This window comes from Nibribacter koreensis (assembly GCF_039541795.1).
Lineage (GTDB): Bacteria > Bacteroidota > Bacteroidia > Cytophagales > Hymenobacteraceae > Nibribacter > Nibribacter koreensis.
This window is the reverse complement of the sequence record NZ_BAABGX010000002.1, coordinates 1,004,462-1,018,508: the sequence shown is the minus strand read 5'-3', so window position 1 is coordinate 1,018,508 and position 14,047 is coordinate 1,004,462. Positions and strand designations below refer to the sequence as shown.

Below are 14,047 nucleotides of genomic sequence, written 5' to 3'. Positions count from 1 at the left end.
CCCAGAAAACAGGCCAAAATGCATTCCCAACTCAGGACTCGCGACTCAAGACTAAATCAAAGGTTCCCCGTTCTTCCGCCGTCCACGGGCAGGTTAATGCCATTGATGTACCCAGCAGCTGGCGAGGCCAGGAACGCGGCGGCGGCGGCTACTTCATGCGCTTCGCCGAAGCGGTTGGCTGGGATGCCCGACAGCAGTTCGGCCTCCACGGATTGACGCGGTTGGCCGGTTTTCTCCATCTTGGCTTCAATGAGCGAATGGTGGCGGGCGGTGAGTGTGGCCCCAGGCAAGACGTTGTTCACCGTAATCCCGAAGGGCGCCAGCTCAAAGGAAAGCGTCTTCGCCCAGTTGGCCACGGCGCCTCTAATAGTGTTAGACACGCCTAGGCCTTTGATGGGCTGTTTGACTGAGGTAGAAATAATGTTGATGATGCGGCCGTACTTGGCTTCTATCATGTACGGTACGGTGGCCTGCGCCAGCACGTGGTTGCAGATGAGGTGCGCCGCGAAGGCGTTTTCAAACTCCTCTACCTGGGCATTGATGGCTGGTCCGCCCGCTGGTCCGCCGGTGTTGTTGACCAGGATGTGGGCCTGTCCCATTTCCAGCAAATGCGCCTCAATGCGTTCCTGCACCTGCGTTGGGTTGGTGAAATCTGCCACTACGTAGCGGTGCTGTTGCCCGGCAGTAGTATTCAGTTCCTGCACGGTTTCCTGCAGGCGTGCTTCGTTGCGGGCAACCAAGGTGACGGTGGCGCCCATGGCCGCCAGCTCCAGGGCAATGGCCTTTCCTATGCCCTGGGTGCTTCCGCAGACCACGGCATGCTTGTTCTCTAAGTTCAAGTCCATATGTGAAGGGTTCTGAGTCTAAATTTACACGTGGTCAAAATAGTGAATTATGCGGGGAAGTGCTTCTTCTTTGAGAAAGGCTCTTCTTTTTACGAAATTGCTCTGTAGTAATTTGCCCTTCTTATCACCTTTCAATGCAAGCAAACCTGTCGTTTTTGCCTTGTTTTGCTGAAAATAGCCCAAAAACGGAGGTCTATCTTTTATGGGAGAGGTTTCGTACCTTGGAACGGTCTCCTCCGCGGAGGTTCTTTCATTTTTCACCTTAGATTTTTAGCGCCATGGCCATCCAATCTGCCTTCAACATTCAACAATGGATTGACGAACACCGCCACCTGCTCAAGCCGCCGGTGGGCAACCAGCAGGTGTACAAAGACAACAAAGACTTTATTGTGATGGTAGTAGGCGGACCCAACTTGCGCAAAGATTACCACGTGAACAATGGCGAGGAGTTCTTCTACCAGCTGGAAGGCGAGATCACGCTCAAGGTCATTGACGAAGGCGAATTCAAGGATATTACCATCAAAGCCGGCGATATCTTTCTGTTGCCGCCCAACGTGCCCCATTCCCCGCGTCGTGGTCCCAACACCGTGGGTCTGGTCCTGGAGCGCTACCGCGATGAGAAAGAGCTGGATGGTTTCCAGTGGTACTGCGAGAACTGCAACACCAAGCTCTACGAAGAGTACATTCCCGTCTCTGACATTGTAGGCCAACTGCCCGTGGTCATGGACGCCTTCTGGGCCTCAGAAGAAAAACGCACCTGCAGTAATTGCGGTGAAGTGATGCAAAAACCAGCGCCGGTGCAGTAAAATGGTTTTAGTAATTCCTTTACACCCTTAAACAATGGGCTGGATTTTCTTTTTGCCGCTTGGCATATTAATGTTACTTCTTGGTGGCTTACTAAGGAAATATTGGTACTCCCCTCCAAAGGCGCTTGCCGCAGTTTTAGGGTTAAGTTTTTTGCCTATTATCTATTTATTGGTGTTTTCAAAGATAATAAGAGAAACTTCCTATGAGGTTGTCTTTGACATGGTTATTATGAGGTCTATGTTAGCTTTCATGTTTCTCGCTTTCATTGGAGGGACATTCTCTCTGGTAAGCTTAACGGTCTATGGGATAGCTACTTTATTAAAAAGAAGAACACATTAATATTTCACTTTTCCTCTCTTGTCATCCTGAAAGTAGAACATCCCGAACTTGTTTCGGGGACCTTGTGGGCGAACTAGAAAGGCAGTTACTATAGAAACAAAACCACTAATGGACCATCATCAAAGAGAACAAATTATCCGGCAATACATGGAAGGCTATAACCGGTTTGATGTAGCAAAAATGGTCCTCCACTTTGATGAGGATATTGTCTTTGAGAACTTGTCTAACGGTGAGGTGAATATGTCCTTACAAGGGATAGAAGCATTCAAAAAGCAAGCTGAACAGGCAACTGCCTATTTCTCTTCCAGAAAGCAAACGCCTATCACTTTCCAACACCAAGACGGACAGACTGAAGTCGCCCTAGATTATCAGGCCGTCCTCGCCATGGATTTTCCCACCGGCCAAAAGAAAGGCGATGAGCTGAAACTGCAGGGGAAGTCTGTGTTTACCTTTTCGGGTGATAAAGTGGTTAAGCTGGTGGATATAAGTTAGGGGTCTGGGTATGTTTCCTTTTCGTTCTTGCATTGTTAGATATTTATGAGCGAGTGAGGAACGGGCTGCCCAATACGTACATGCAAAAGCAAATGAAGCGTCTACTAAATAAATTTAATCCTTTCCTGTTTGTCCTTACTGGTTCTATTTTGACCTTTCTAATGATTGTGTCGTTCATATTTGCTGCGGCAGAAGATGAAGGGGCGTCTCAAGGAGGATTGGTTTCCAACTCTTTAGTAGGCTTGTTTTACATATTCAGGTTCCCGATTCATACATTGCTCTGGAGCTTCATTATTGATCACAAAGCTCTTTATCTTCCTGGTCTTTTGCTGAACGTAGCCTTTTATGCTCTGTTACTAGAAAGGCTAGTTGCTATTGTTTGGAAGAAGAAAATTGAAATGTGAAAATATGGCTTTATAGCAGCGGCTTGCTTTTGAAAAGAAAGCTAATGTTTAGAGAGAAAGAGTATTAGTAGTAAATTTACCTTATTCGTATACAATCAAAAATGACAGAGATGGCAGCTACTAAGGAGGATTTACACAAACTGATTGATACTACGCATGATGCCCAGTTGTTAGAAGAAATCTTCATGATTCTTTCTAGTAGAAAAGATTATCAAGAAGGAAGTCTATGGAATGGCTTATCTGCAGAGCAGAAACAACAGGTACTGTCCAGCGAGGGTGAATTAGAAGACCAATCAGCCTGGCTATCACATGATGAAATGCTGAAAAGAAATTCTGAATGGCTCAGGTAATTTGGAACAAGCGAGCCGCACAGCAGTTAGCCCATCTGCAACAATATTTACAGGAAGAGTTTGGCGAAAAGACTACCCAGACCTTCACTGTTCGGGTGTTCAAATTCTTGGAATTGCTAGTGAAGTATCCTCAGATTGGGAGTTTAGAAAATCCAGAAAAGGGCATAAGAGGATTTTTGCTTCATAAGCATACTACCATCTTCTATAAGCAGAAACAAGAAGATATTTATATACTGGCACTATTTGACAACAGGCAGCAGCCTAGTAAAAAATAAAACTGAGCATAATCATACGATAGTATTGTCATATAACACAAAGGCCCGCCTTCTCTAAAGAAAGCGGGCCTTTGCCTATATCTCCGTTTTTGGCGTCTTTTCCAGAAAACAGGCTAAAAATAGAGGCTATTCCTCGTCTTCGGCGTCTTCTTTCATGTTGTGGTACACGGCCTGTACATCTTCGTCTTCTTCCAGACGGTCTAGAAGTTTGGTCATGTCCTCTTGTTGCTCTGGCGTTAGTTCTTTCAATACCGTTGGGTAGCGTTGTAGCTCAGAGCTTTTCACGTGGAGGCCACGCTCTTCCAGGGCTTTCTGCATGGCGCCAAAATCCTGGAAAGAGGTTTGGATGATGATTTCGTTTTCTTCCTCGTCCTTGTCAATGCTCTCCAGCCCGAAGTCAATCAGGTCCAGTTCCAGTTCTTCCAGGTCCAGGCCTTCACCGTTCAAATGGAACACGCCTTTGCGCTCAAAGATAAAGTCGAAGGCGCCGGTACGGCCCAACTCACCACCGGTGCGGTTAAAGTGCATGCGCACGTTAGCCACAGTGCGGTTCACGTTGTCAGTGGCGGTCTCTACCAGGACGGCGACGCCGTGCGGGCCGTAGCCTTCATATACAACTTCAGAATAGTCGTTTTCTTCTTTGCCCTGGGCGCGCTTGATGGCGGCCTCTACGCGGTCTTTGGGCATATTCACGCCTTTGGCGTTCTGGATGCAGACGCGCAGACGGGAGTTGGTGTCTGGGTCAGGTCCGCCAGATTTAACGGCCATCACAATCTCTTTCCCTATGCGGGTGAACTGCTTGGACATCATGTCCCAGCGTTTCATTTTACGGGCTTTCCGAAACTCAAATGCTCTTCCCATTGCGGTTTTCTAAAACTGATTGGTGCAAATATCGATAAAAACAGCGGATGCCCCAAGAGGTTAGCTTACACGTGTTCGGCTAAATATTCCTCCAGGCGGCGCTGTCCTTTTACGGGCGCCACGCAATCGGTTTTGGTGACGGCCACTAAAAAAGCGGCTTTCTCAAACAAAGATTTGCTCACCAGTTTTATCATGGGCAAAAAGGTGTTGGCCACCCAGTACGGCACCTGCGGAATTTTACGGTAATGCCCCACTTTCTTGCCCACCATCCTGATCAAATCCATGCGGGAATACGTGACCGGACCGCCCAGTTCCACCACCGTGTCTGGAGAGGTGAGGGCGTGCACGCAGGCTTCGGCTACTTCATGCTCATGGATAGGATTGGTAATATGGTCGCCGGGACCCACTGAGGCCAGCTGCCCTTTGCGCGCCATGGGCACTAACTCCAGCACAGCAGAAAACAAAGCGGGCGGTTTTATGATGGCGTTGGGAATGCCGCTGTGCTGTAAATCTCTGGCGAAGTCCTCATGCGCTTTGAAATAGGCCACGCTAGGATGCTTCTCGCCACTGAACGCGGCCACGTAGACGAATTTCTGTATGTGCCCGTGCTGTTGTGCTAGCTTGAGAATATTGAGGTTGCCTTGGTAGTCTACCTCATGAAAGCAGGTTTTGCTGGTGTCTGCCAGACTCAGGCTTTTGCCTAAGGCAGAGATGATATAATCAACGCCGTGTACCAGTTCTGGCGTAAGGGTTTCTTGTTGCGTGGGGTTGCACACCACTACTTCATGAACTGACTGTTGCAGTTGTTCGGCCTTGAGGGCAGTGCGTGCCGTGGCTCTTATGGAATAGCCTTTCTCCCGCAAAACTTCTAGAATATGTGAACCCAAACACCCGGTGGCTCCTAAGACTAAAACTGTTTTCATAGGCCTTTCTTTTGGAGATTGACTGATACTCAATGCATAAGATATTTATTTTATGCTAGTTTTCCAAAATATAGCCCAAAAACGATTCAGCCACAGTACGCCGTCGCTTCAATCTCTACCAGCAGTTTTGGGTCAATCAGCGCACTCACTTCTACCATGCTGGTGGCCGGTTTAATGTCTTTAAAGAACTCGCCGTGCGCCCGGCCTACTTCCTGCCATTGACTAATGTCCGTCACAAACATCCGGGTTCTTACCACCTCTTTTAGAGATGCGCCGGCCTCTTGCAAGACTTTTTCTATCTTCTGTAGAATGCACACGGTTTGCGCATACACGTCTCCTTCGCCTATTACTTGGCCATTGTCTACTGCGGCAGTGCCGGCTACTTCAATTAAAGGTCCCACCCTTACCGCACGTGAGTATCCAACGGTCTCCTCCCAAGGCGCCCCCGAGGAGAATAATTGACGTTTTGTTTCTGTTGGCATAGGTTTAATTGTTAGTTGTCCATTGCAGATTGTTAACCAAGCTACTTAATAAGGGCGAAGCCCGAAATAAATTGACATTCATTTTTCTTTGGAAGCCCTGATGATAGAAATACATTCTGTCTACTGTCATACTTAAAGTAGCCCATTACACCATATCCTACTGTCATCCTGAAAGGACCTTATGAACAAGTTGTAATAGCGTTTACTCCAGCGTCACTACAGCTTGCCCACAAGATCTTTCCAAGATGACAATAATGGGGTAGGATAAAAAAGTAGGTTAACGGTTTTCAGCCTCTTTCTTGTGAAACAGTACAAAAACGCTTTTGTAAATATTGAACAACAATCAGCAATTGACAATCAACAATCAAATCTGTTTTTAGCCTGATTTCCAGAAAATAACCCAAAAACGGAAGCAGAATGAAAAAGCCGTTCCCAGAATTGCGCAGATTTTATTATTTTGAGCATCGAAGTAAACCGCACATGCCATTCTCATGCACCAACCGCTCAAAATAGACATCCACACGCACATCTTGCCCGAGCGCTGGCCGGACTTGCGAGAGCGGTATGGTTATGGCGGTTTCGTGCGATTGGAGCACCACAAGCCCTGCTGTGCGCGCATGATGCTGGATGACCGCTTTTTTAGAGAAGTGCAGGACAATACCTGGGACCCGCAGGTGCGCATGCAGGAGTGCAGCCATCACGGCGTGCAGGTGCAGGTCTTGAGCACGGTGCCGGTCATGTTCTCCTATTGGGCCAAGCCCGAAGACACCTGGGATCTCTCCAAAATCCTGAATGACCATATTGCCGGCGTGGTGGCAGATTACCCCACGCGCTTTATTGGCCTGGGTACACTCCCCATGCAGGACAGCAAACTGGCCATCAAAGAGCTGGAGCGGTGCGTAAAGGAACTGGGCATGGCCGGGGTGCAGATTGGCTCCAACGTCAATGACTTGAATCTGGATGATGATGCCCTGTTTCCCATCTTTGAAGCCGCCGCCGACCTGGGCGCTGCCGTTTTTGTGCACCCTTGGGACATGATGGGCGAAAAGAAGATGCGCAAGTACTGGCTGCCCTGGCTGGTGGGCATGCCCGCCGAAACCTCGCGCGCCATCTGCTCCATGATTTTTGGCGGCGTGCTGGAGCGTTTGCCTAACTTAAGAGTAGCCTTCGCGCACGGCGGAGGTTCTTTCCCGTTTACCATTGGTCGCATTCAGCATGGGTTTGACGTTAGGCCAGATTTATGCGCCGTAGACAACAACGTGCCGCCGGTCAATTACTTGGGCAAGTTCTGGATAGACTCCTTGGTGCACTGCCCTAACACGCTGGACTATGTGGTCAAGCAGTTCGGGGCAGACAAGATTGCTTTAGGCAGTGACTATCCTTTCCCGCTGGGTGAGCTGGAGCCGGGTAAACTCATTGAATCCATGCCGTACCCAGACACGGTGAAGGAACTGTTATTGAGCGGTTCTGCCTTGCAATGGCTGGGTTTGCAGAAAGAACAGTTCCTGCCCAACAGCCTCAAAACATCTCATAGCCCTTCTTTGTAATACAAAAGCCTGAGGCCGGTGCTGATTCCTGTTTAACATTGGGGGTTTCTCCTTAATTTAGCAGGCTAGAGCCGCACGCGCGGTGCTTTACAAATTCAAAGAGATGACCTTTCAAAATACGTTGGCCTTTGCCCAGGCCCAGGATGCGGCAGATTCCCTTCATAAATTCAGAGAGCAATTTCACATTCCGCAGCAAAACGGACAGGACACGGTCTACCTCTGCGGAAACTCCTTAGGCCTACAACCTAAATCTGCCAGAGCGGCGGTTGAGGAGGAGATGTACAAATGGGCCACCTTGGGCGTGGAAGGCCATTTTAAAGGAGACACGCCTTGGTTCACCTACCACAAAGCCCTGGCCGGACCCACTGCCCGCATTGTAGGAGCCAAGCCCGAGGAGGTGGTCATCATGAACCAACTCACCGTGAACCTGCACCTCATGCTGGTGTCCTTCTACCAACCCAAAGGCAATCGCTACAAGATTCTAACCGAAGCCGGTGCTTTCCCCAGTGACCAATATGTGTTAGAGACCCAAGTGAAATTCCATGGCTATACCCCAGAAGACGCCATCATTGAAATCTCGCCGCGCGAAGGGGAGACTACCTGGCGCAACGAGGATATTCTGCAAGCCATCCAAGAGCACGGCGATGAACTTGCCTTGGTCATGATGGGTGGCGTACATTACTACACCGGGCAGGTGTTTGACATGGCGGCTATTACTCAAGCGGCGCATGCCGTAGGCGCCTTGTGCGGCTTTGACCTAGCGCACGCCGCGGGCAACGTGCCCCTGCAGTTGCATGACTGGGACGTGGACTTTGCCGTGTGGTGTACCTACAAATACATGAACTCTGGACCGGGCGGAACCTCTGGGGCCTTTGTGCATGAGCGTCACGCCAACAACCCCAATCTGCCGCGCTTTGCCGGATGGTGGGGCCACGACCAGCAAGAGCGCTTCCAGATGAAAAAGGGCTTTATTCCCATGGCCGGCGCCGAAGGCTGGCAATTGTCTAATGCCCAGATTCTACCCTTAGCGGTGCACAAAGCGTCTCTGGCCTTGTTTGAAGAAGCCGGCATTGAGAACCTACGCGCCAAAAGCGAACGTCTGACTGCTTATTTAGAATTCCTTATTAAAGAATTGAATCAGCCGAAAGAGTTATTAGAAATCATTACGCCATCTGCGCCAGAAGCCAGAGGTTGCCAGATTTCCTTGCTCGTGAACCAGAACGGCCGTCAGTTGTTTGACACGCTTATGGCCAACGGGTTCATCTTAGACTGGCGCGAGCCCAACGTTATCAGGGTAGCCCCAACGCCTATGTACAACACGTTTGAGGACGTCTACCGCTTCGGGCAGTTCTTGGCGGCGCACTTTGGTAATGAATAGTGAGTAATGATCAATGAGTAAGGCTGTTGTTAGCGGTAAATAGGCATTATGTTTCTATAGTATCTTTGTCTTTCTTTAAGTAGACAAAGTGCATTCATCATCACTTAAGACAAACCCCGTTTTTGGGCTATTTCCTGCAAAATAGCCCAAAAACGGGGTTTGTCATGTTATGGAAAACTGCCGCTTACCCTGAGGTAGATTCCATCTCATGTAGCTTTTTAATGCGGCTGGGGCTGCCCACAATCCAGACAATATCGCCTTCTTCAAACACCAGCTCTGAGTCTGGGTTGAGGATGCGTTGGCCTTTTTTCTCAATCCCCACAATCAGGCCCTTGGTCTTCTCACGCACCCCAGAATCTCTGATGGACATATGCACAAGAAAAGACTCTGGCCGCAAGACCAGCTTCTGCAAGCGTATTTCCTCTTTTTCAGAGTCAACTGCCTCTTCGGGCCTTTCGGTTTCAATGAACTGCCTGAACGCTTCCATCTGCGTATCTGAGCCAAACACGTAAAGGACGTCGCCCGGGAAAATGCGCTCGTTCCTGGTAGGGGGCATGATGGTCTGGTCGCCGCGCTCAATCACGGCTACGTTCATGCCGTACTTTTCGCGCACCTGCAATTCTACCAGGGTTTTGCCCACGGCCTCAGAGAAAGGCGAGATGGTGAAGCTGGTCAGGTGCACGTCCCAGGGCGTGAGGGAGTGGTGCTTTTTGCTTTCCTCATGCAGCTCACGGGCGTTTAGGTTAGACAGGAACCGGTTTTCAATCCTGATGTAGAATTCCTGAATCTTCTTGGAGAAGAACGCCAGCAGCAGCAAGATGCCCAGCCCCGCCACCAACGCCACCTGCACAGAAAGGAAACGGTCCAGCAGGAAGGCAATGAAAAAGATAGCCACCCCAATCTTAAAGAAGGACAGCACTATGATGAGGCTTCTGTAGTTTCTGTTGGCCCAGATGCGGGCCTGCGCCTCTTTCTGTGGGTGGTGCATGACCAAGGCCCACAAAAAAGGAGCCATGGCCAGCAGCGTGATGACAATGGTAGCCATATTGGCCCAGTCTGGCGCACTAATAAGGTTAGACAGAAACGGACTCAAATACTGGCTAGACAGCAAAACCAAGGCAATGATGATCACAGAGTAGACCACCAGGTTAAGCACATAAGACTTGAGGACTAGTTGCCAGTCACTGGTAGTGTTGATGGTCTGCGCCCCAGAACTGTACTCGTTCAGAGAGGCTTTCCAGCGGTTGGGCAGCATCTTCTCAATGGCTTGGTGCAACGGTTCTGAGTACTTGATCATGTACGGCGTAGAGAAGGTGGTAATGGCAGACACCGCCACGGCCACGGGGTACAGAAACTCGCTGGTTACTTTTAAGGTGAGTCCCAGCGTGGCAATGATAAAGGAGAATTCCCCAATCTGCGAAACGCTCATCCCAGACTTAAGCGACGTCTTGAGCCCTTGCCCGGCTACTAATCCGCCGCCCGTAATACTCACCACTTTGCCCACAATGGTCACCAGCGTAATGATGGCAATGGGAGCGGCGTACTCCAGAATCACCGCCGGGTTAATCAACATGCCCACAGAGACAAAGAAAATAGCGCCAAAAAGGTCTTTTACAGAGGAGATGAGGTGCTCAATTTTTTCGGCTTTGGTGGTTTCTGCCAGGATGGAACCCATGATAAACGCCCCCAAGGCCGGCGAAAACCCAACCTGCGCGGCCAGGATCACCATTAACAGACAGAGCGCCAGAGACACAATGAGCAGGGTCTCATCATTCATGAGCTTGCTGGCTCTTCTCAGAAACGTGGGAATAAGGAAGATGCCGCCCAGAAACCAGACCACCAAGAAGAACGCCAGCTTTAGCACCGCAGACAGCATCTCTGTACCGGCAAACTGCTGGCTTACCGCCAGGGTGGAGAGCAACACCATCAACAAGATGGCCACCAGGTCTTCTACAATCAAGACGCCAAACACCAGGCGGGCAAAGCGCTGTGATTTTACGCCCAACTCGTCAAAAGCCCTAATGATGATGGTAGTAGAGGAGATGGAAAGAATACCGCCCAGAAAGATACTGTCCATGGTAGACCAGCCCAGCAACTTACCCGTCAGATAACCCAGCACCAGCATAACTACCACCTCAAAGAAGGCCATGATAGAAGAGGCGCCGCCCACTTTCACCAGCTTCTTAAAACTGAACTCCAGGCCCAGGCTGAAGAGCAGGAAGATCACCCCAATCTCGGCCCAGATGGTGATGTTGGCTGTCTCAATAACGGTGGGCAACAAGGCAAAATGCGGACCTACCAGCAAGCCGGCAATGATGTAGCCCAGCACCAGCGGCTGTTTTAATTTTTTAAAGATAAGGGTGATAATACCGGCCGCGGCCAATATCAAACCCAAATCCATGATTAAGTGGGGCAAATGTGTCATGGTGATATAGGAGTTTTCTGAGGCAGACTCAGAGAAATGGTTCTTGTGTTTTGATAGAAAATGGCTGGCTGTCAGGCCTGGCTAAAGGCTAAGAAATAAGACCTCTGGCACAAAGAGAATACGCAACTTCTATCTGTTTCACTTTCTTGTTACGCACATAGGATTAGCCTAGACGACAGGGACAGCCTAAAGTCCTTTACGTGATAGAAAGTGCCAAAAGCCCAAGCCCACTGGCAAAAGGCAGAGAAGGTAGAACCTGCCAGGTGTTTTGGGACCAAGAAAGAGAATAGAAGGTGCCGCAATAAACGCTAGGGCGCGTTGGGCTGAATAGAGGTGGGCAGCCGCCGCGCTACCAGTACAAAAACGCCGTAGACAATTTCATTGCCTAAAAGAATGGTCTTCACTGGCGCATAATCAACATGAAGAAAGGACGATGGAAGGCCAGCCGTGTGCTTTTGGAGAAAGCTGGTTTCAAACGTGGCCGGTCTTGCGTCTGCAGAGGCCATCACTTCCTGCGTATTTACCGTGGCCGTGTGCTGCTCAGAGACTGAAGCCGCTTCTTGCTCAGCAACCGGCGTAGACCAGGAAATCAGGAACTGGTAAAAGTCTACCTCTTGCCCAGGCAGCGTAAGCGCCCACAGCAGCATGGCCCACATCAAGGTAAGCCTAACCAAATGCCGTAAGAGTCCTGTCAATTTGCTCATGGGTTCAAGCAAAATTACCATTTTACAGCCCCAAACGCAAACCTGCCCGTTGTTCAACAGCAGTTCTTCCTGCGTTTGTCCTACTCCATAGAGCTACGCAGAAACGGTGGTGGCAGCATTTGACGGGCTCGTTTTTGGCCTGTTTTCTCAGAAACAGGCCAAAAACGAGGTGCTTTTTCATGGGTATTTATACGATGCTTCCGTATAAGTCTTTCGGCACAAGAAAGAACTCCCATGGATTTGTACCTTTTCACGTTTGTAGTCATTGGCGCGGCGGCGTTGGCCATGGCCTGGTTGCCCACGCTGTTTGAAAAGGTGCCGCTGTCCTATTCCATCCTATTCATTGTGGTAGGGCTCATCATCTATCAACTGCCTTTAGGCTTGCCAGACCCAGAACCGCTACGAGAGAATGACATGGTGCTGCGCCTCTCAGAGCTCTGCGTCATCATTACATTGATGGGCACCGGCCTTAAAATCAACAGACGGCCCACCTGGCAGAACTGGAGCGTGCCCTTGCGGCTGGTAAGCTGGACCATGGTCTTTTGTATTGCGGGACTGGTGGCCATGGCGTGGTTTTTCCTGAAGATGCCACTGGCCTCGGCGGTGCTGTTGGCCGCCGCGCTGGCCCCTACAGATCCAGTCCTGGCCGCCGACGTGCAGGTGGGGCCGCCCAGTGAAGAAGTAGAAGACCACACCCGCTTCTCCCTTACGGCAGAAGCCGGTCTGAACGATGGCATGGCGTTTCCGTTTACGTGGCTGGCCATTGCCTTGGCAGTTGTGGCGCAGGGCGGCGGGCAAGAAAACTGGCTCCTGCATTGGTTTGGGTATGATGTGCTCTACCGGGTGGTGGTAGGCGTGGCGCTGGGGTTTCTGCTAGGGAAAGCCGTGGCCTACCTTATTTTTAAATTGCCCAGAAAAGGGAGGCTACCCGAGACGCACGATGGCTTTGTGGCCATTTCCACCACCTTACTGGTCTACGGCCTTACCGAGTTTGTGCACGGCTATGGCTTTATTGCCGTGTTCATTACCGGCCTCACCATCAAGCACTCAGAGAAGCACACAAAATACCACCGCGAAATGCACGACTTTACAGACCAGATTGAGCGCATGCTGGTAGTGGTGGTCTTGATTCTCTTTGGCGGAAGCCTGGGCCAGGGCTTGTTGGACGCCCTTACGTGGCAAGGCGCCTTGGTAGGGCTGGCCTTTGTCTTTTTGATTAGACCGGTGGCGGGCATGCTGGGCTTAAAGGGGAGTGGCCTGCAAATGAGAGAAAGGTGGGCCATCAGTTTCTTCGGGATACGGGGAATTGGCTCAATTTTTTACCTTTCCTTCGCGTTTGCCCATGCCAAATTCATGAACCCAGACGAGATTTGGGCCATAGCCGGGTTTACCATCTTACTCTCCATCATCACCCACGGCATTTTGGCCACCCCAGTCATGAGTTATCTAGACCGAGTGAGAAGTCCCAAAGATGTACAAGTAGAGTAACGCGTTGTATGCCCCTTCTGCCTACTTTTACGATCACCTATGCCCCACAACGCCTGTCCCTGCCAGACGCAGACGTATACTTGTTGCTCCGGTTTATCCCAGAGGCAGAACAGGCAAGTCTCTGGCAAAGGCTACAACAAGAAATAGCCTGGCGGCAGGAAGAGATTAAGCTGTTTGGTAAGACTATTCCTCAACCAAGGCTCACCGCCTGGTACGGTGATGCAGGCAAATCATACACCTACTCAGGACTTACTTGGCAGCCCCTGCCCTGGATTCCGGTCCTAACCCAACTGCGCGAAAAACTGCTGTCCACCACCGGGATCTCTTTCAACAGCGTCTTGCTCAACCTCTACAGAACGGGCCAAGACAGCATGGGCTGGCACGCAGATGATGAACCAGAGCTAGGTCCCAGCCCCATCATTGCCTCCATCAGCTTAGGTCAGGAACGAAGCTTCCATTTCAGGCACCGTATTCAGCCAGACGTCAAACAGAAACTGATTTTACCATCTGGCAGTCTCCTTTTAATGGCCGGCCAGACCCAGCACCATTGGCAGCACCAGGTCCCCAAATCTGCCAAGCCTCTAGAGCCCAGGATCAACCTCACGTTTAGGGTGATTAGGTAAATTTGAAAATTTGAAGATGTGGAAATTTGAAGATGGGGATAATCAAGAACGGGAGCTCAATGGGGTTTAGTTGTACGGCAGGATTTACTTTCCTGTCTAGCCGA

16 protein-coding genes are annotated in these 14,047 nt (G+C 50.2%); 9 read left to right on the top strand and 7 right to left on the bottom strand.

From position 1 onward, the window contains the following. Nucleotides 1-56: 56 nt before the first annotated feature. Nucleotides 57-845 carry an SDR family oxidoreductase gene (locus tag ABD880_RS11605; protein ID WP_345166131.1) on the bottom strand — a complete coding sequence of 263 codons (789 nt, stop codon included), beginning with the start codon at nucleotides 843-845 and terminating at the stop codon, nucleotides 57-59. A 24-nt stretch (nucleotides 846-869) separates the two neighbouring features. Further along, entirely contained in the window at nucleotides 870-1,106 is a 237-nt protein-coding gene (locus ABD880_RS11600) for a hypothetical protein (RefSeq protein WP_345166128.1), read from the bottom strand. A 17-nt stretch (nucleotides 1,107-1,123) separates the two neighbouring features. On the opposite strand from ABD880_RS11600, the gene ABD880_RS11595 reads away from it, so the two are divergent. The 5 genes from ABD880_RS11595 (at nucleotide 1,124) to ABD880_RS11575 (ending at nucleotide 3,512) form a co-directional block, all read left to right on the top strand. Next, complete coding sequence (locus ABD880_RS11595; RefSeq protein ID WP_345166126.1) at nucleotides 1,124-1,651, top strand: 3-hydroxyanthranilate 3,4-dioxygenase; 528 nt, start codon at nucleotides 1,124-1,126, stop codon at nucleotides 1,649-1,651. Between the two features lie 448 nt (nucleotides 1,652-2,099). Then, nucleotides 2,100-2,483 carry a nuclear transport factor 2 family protein gene (locus ABD880_RS11590; protein ID WP_345166123.1) on the top strand — a complete coding sequence of 128 codons (384 nt, stop codon included), beginning with the start codon at nucleotides 2,100-2,102 and terminating at the stop codon, nucleotides 2,481-2,483. 80 nt (nucleotides 2,484-2,563) lie between these two features. After that, nucleotides 2,564-2,887, top strand: a complete 324-nt coding sequence (locus ABD880_RS11585; RefSeq protein WP_345166120.1) for a hypothetical protein — start codon at nucleotides 2,564-2,566, stop codon at nucleotides 2,885-2,887. A gap of 101 nt (nucleotides 2,888-2,988) precedes the next feature. Beyond that, nucleotides 2,989-3,237, top strand: a complete 249-nt coding sequence (locus ABD880_RS11580) for a hypothetical protein (protein ID WP_345166117.1) — start codon at nucleotides 2,989-2,991, stop codon at nucleotides 3,235-3,237. Continuing rightward, nucleotides 3,225-3,512 carry a type II toxin-antitoxin system RelE/ParE family toxin gene (locus ABD880_RS11575; RefSeq protein WP_345166114.1) on the top strand — a complete coding sequence of 96 codons (288 nt, stop codon included), beginning with the start codon at nucleotides 3,225-3,227 and terminating at the stop codon, nucleotides 3,510-3,512. The genes ABD880_RS11580 and ABD880_RS11575 overlap by 13 nt, the downstream gene beginning before the upstream one ends. 126 nt (nucleotides 3,513-3,638) lie before the next feature. Here the strand turns inward: ABD880_RS11575 and ABD880_RS11570 are convergent, their stop codons facing one another. From ABD880_RS11570 to ABD880_RS11560, 3 genes are all read right to left on the bottom strand, one after another. Then, complete coding sequence (locus ABD880_RS11570) at nucleotides 3,639-4,373, bottom strand: YebC/PmpR family DNA-binding transcriptional regulator (RefSeq protein ID WP_345166111.1); 735 nt, start codon at nucleotides 4,371-4,373, stop codon at nucleotides 3,639-3,641. 65 nt (nucleotides 4,374-4,438) lie between these two features. Continuing rightward, nucleotides 4,439-5,296 carry an NAD(P)H-binding protein gene (locus tag ABD880_RS11565; RefSeq protein WP_345166108.1) on the bottom strand — a complete coding sequence of 286 codons (858 nt, stop codon included), beginning with the start codon at nucleotides 5,294-5,296 and terminating at the stop codon, nucleotides 4,439-4,441. A gap of 86 nt (nucleotides 5,297-5,382) precedes the next feature. Beyond that, a complete protein-coding gene (locus ABD880_RS11560; RefSeq protein ID WP_345166105.1) occupies nucleotides 5,383-5,778 on the bottom strand; it encodes a RidA family protein in 396 nt (131 codons plus the stop codon). A 491-nt stretch (nucleotides 5,779-6,269) separates the two neighbouring features. Here ABD880_RS11560 and ABD880_RS11555 point away from each other — a divergent pair, with 491 nt between their 5' ends. After that, on the top strand, nucleotides 6,270-7,325 hold the full coding sequence (locus ABD880_RS11555; protein ID WP_345166103.1) for an amidohydrolase family protein: 1,056 nt from the start codon (nucleotides 6,270-6,272) through the stop codon (nucleotides 7,323-7,325). Nucleotides 7,326-7,428: 103 nt separating this feature from the next. Next, entirely contained in the window at nucleotides 7,429-8,703 is a 1,275-nt protein-coding gene (gene kynU / locus ABD880_RS11550) for a kynureninase (RefSeq protein WP_345166100.1), read from the top strand. A gap of 184 nt (nucleotides 8,704-8,887) precedes the next feature. Here kynU and ABD880_RS11545 read toward each other — a convergent pair whose 3' ends face one another. Together ABD880_RS11545 and ABD880_RS11540 are read right to left on the bottom strand one after the other, a co-directional pair. Continuing rightward, on the bottom strand, nucleotides 8,888-11,128 hold the full coding sequence (locus ABD880_RS11545) for a monovalent cation:proton antiporter family protein (protein WP_345166097.1): 2,241 nt from the start codon (nucleotides 11,126-11,128) through the stop codon (nucleotides 8,888-8,890). Between the two features lie 308 nt (nucleotides 11,129-11,436). Further along, entirely contained in the window at nucleotides 11,437-11,832 is a 396-nt protein-coding gene (locus tag ABD880_RS11540; protein WP_345166095.1) for a hypothetical protein, read from the bottom strand. A 234-nt stretch (nucleotides 11,833-12,066) separates the two neighbouring features. Here ABD880_RS11540 and ABD880_RS11535 point away from each other — a divergent pair, with 234 nt between their 5' ends. Beyond that, entirely contained in the window at nucleotides 12,067-13,320 is a 1,254-nt protein-coding gene (locus tag ABD880_RS11535; protein WP_345166093.1) for a cation:proton antiporter, read from the top strand. Between the two features lie 8 nt (nucleotides 13,321-13,328). Next, the gene (locus tag ABD880_RS11530) at nucleotides 13,329-13,943 is read left to right on the top strand and encodes an alpha-ketoglutarate-dependent dioxygenase AlkB family protein (RefSeq protein WP_345166090.1); all 615 of its coding nucleotides are present in this window, start codon (nucleotides 13,329-13,331) and stop codon (nucleotides 13,941-13,943) included. Nucleotides 13,944-14,047 lie beyond the last annotated feature (104 nt).

What these genes read in the sequence shown, in the direction of transcription:
- ABD880_RS11530 (WP_345166090.1), top strand. Translation starts at nt 13,329, where the DNA reads ATGCCCCTTCTGCCTACTTTTACGATCACCTATGCCCCACAACGCCTG.
- ABD880_RS11545 (WP_345166097.1), bottom strand. Translation starts at nt 11,128, where the DNA reads ATGACACATTTGCCCCACTTAATCATGGATTTGGGTTTGATATTGGCC.
- ABD880_RS11580 (WP_345166117.1), top strand. Translation starts at nt 2,989, where the DNA reads ATGACAGAGATGGCAGCTACTAAGGAGGATTTACACAAACTGATTGAT.
- ABD880_RS11575 (WP_345166114.1), top strand. Translation starts at nt 3,225, where the DNA reads ATGGCTCAGGTAATTTGGAACAAGCGAGCCGCACAGCAGTTAGCCCAT.
- ABD880_RS11555 (WP_345166103.1), top strand. Translation starts at nt 6,270, where the DNA reads ATGCACCAACCGCTCAAAATAGACATCCACACGCACATCTTGCCCGAG.
- ABD880_RS11560 (WP_345166105.1), bottom strand. Translation starts at nt 5,778, where the DNA reads ATGCCAACAGAAACAAAACGTCAATTATTCTCCTCGGGGGCGCCTTGG.
- ABD880_RS11570 (WP_345166111.1), bottom strand. Translation starts at nt 4,373, where the DNA reads ATGGGAAGAGCATTTGAGTTTCGGAAAGCCCGTAAAATGAAACGCTGG.
- ABD880_RS11585 (WP_345166120.1), top strand. Translation starts at nt 2,564, where the DNA reads ATGCAAAAGCAAATGAAGCGTCTACTAAATAAATTTAATCCTTTCCTG.
- ABD880_RS11595 (WP_345166126.1), top strand. Translation starts at nt 1,124, where the DNA reads ATGGCCATCCAATCTGCCTTCAACATTCAACAATGGATTGACGAACAC.
- ABD880_RS11540 (WP_345166095.1), bottom strand. Translation starts at nt 11,832, where the DNA reads ATGAGCAAATTGACAGGACTCTTACGGCATTTGGTTAGGCTTACCTTG.
- ABD880_RS11605 (WP_345166131.1), bottom strand. Translation starts at nt 845, where the DNA reads ATGGACTTGAACTTAGAGAACAAGCATGCCGTGGTCTGCGGAAGCACC.
- ABD880_RS11535 (WP_345166093.1), top strand. Translation starts at nt 12,067, where the DNA reads ATGGATTTGTACCTTTTCACGTTTGTAGTCATTGGCGCGGCGGCGTTG.
- ABD880_RS11565 (WP_345166108.1), bottom strand. Translation starts at nt 5,296, where the DNA reads ATGAAAACAGTTTTAGTCTTAGGAGCCACCGGGTGTTTGGGTTCACAT.
- kynU (WP_345166100.1), top strand. Translation starts at nt 7,429, where the DNA reads ATGACCTTTCAAAATACGTTGGCCTTTGCCCAGGCCCAGGATGCGGCA.
- ABD880_RS11590 (WP_345166123.1), top strand. Translation starts at nt 2,100, where the DNA reads ATGGACCATCATCAAAGAGAACAAATTATCCGGCAATACATGGAAGGC.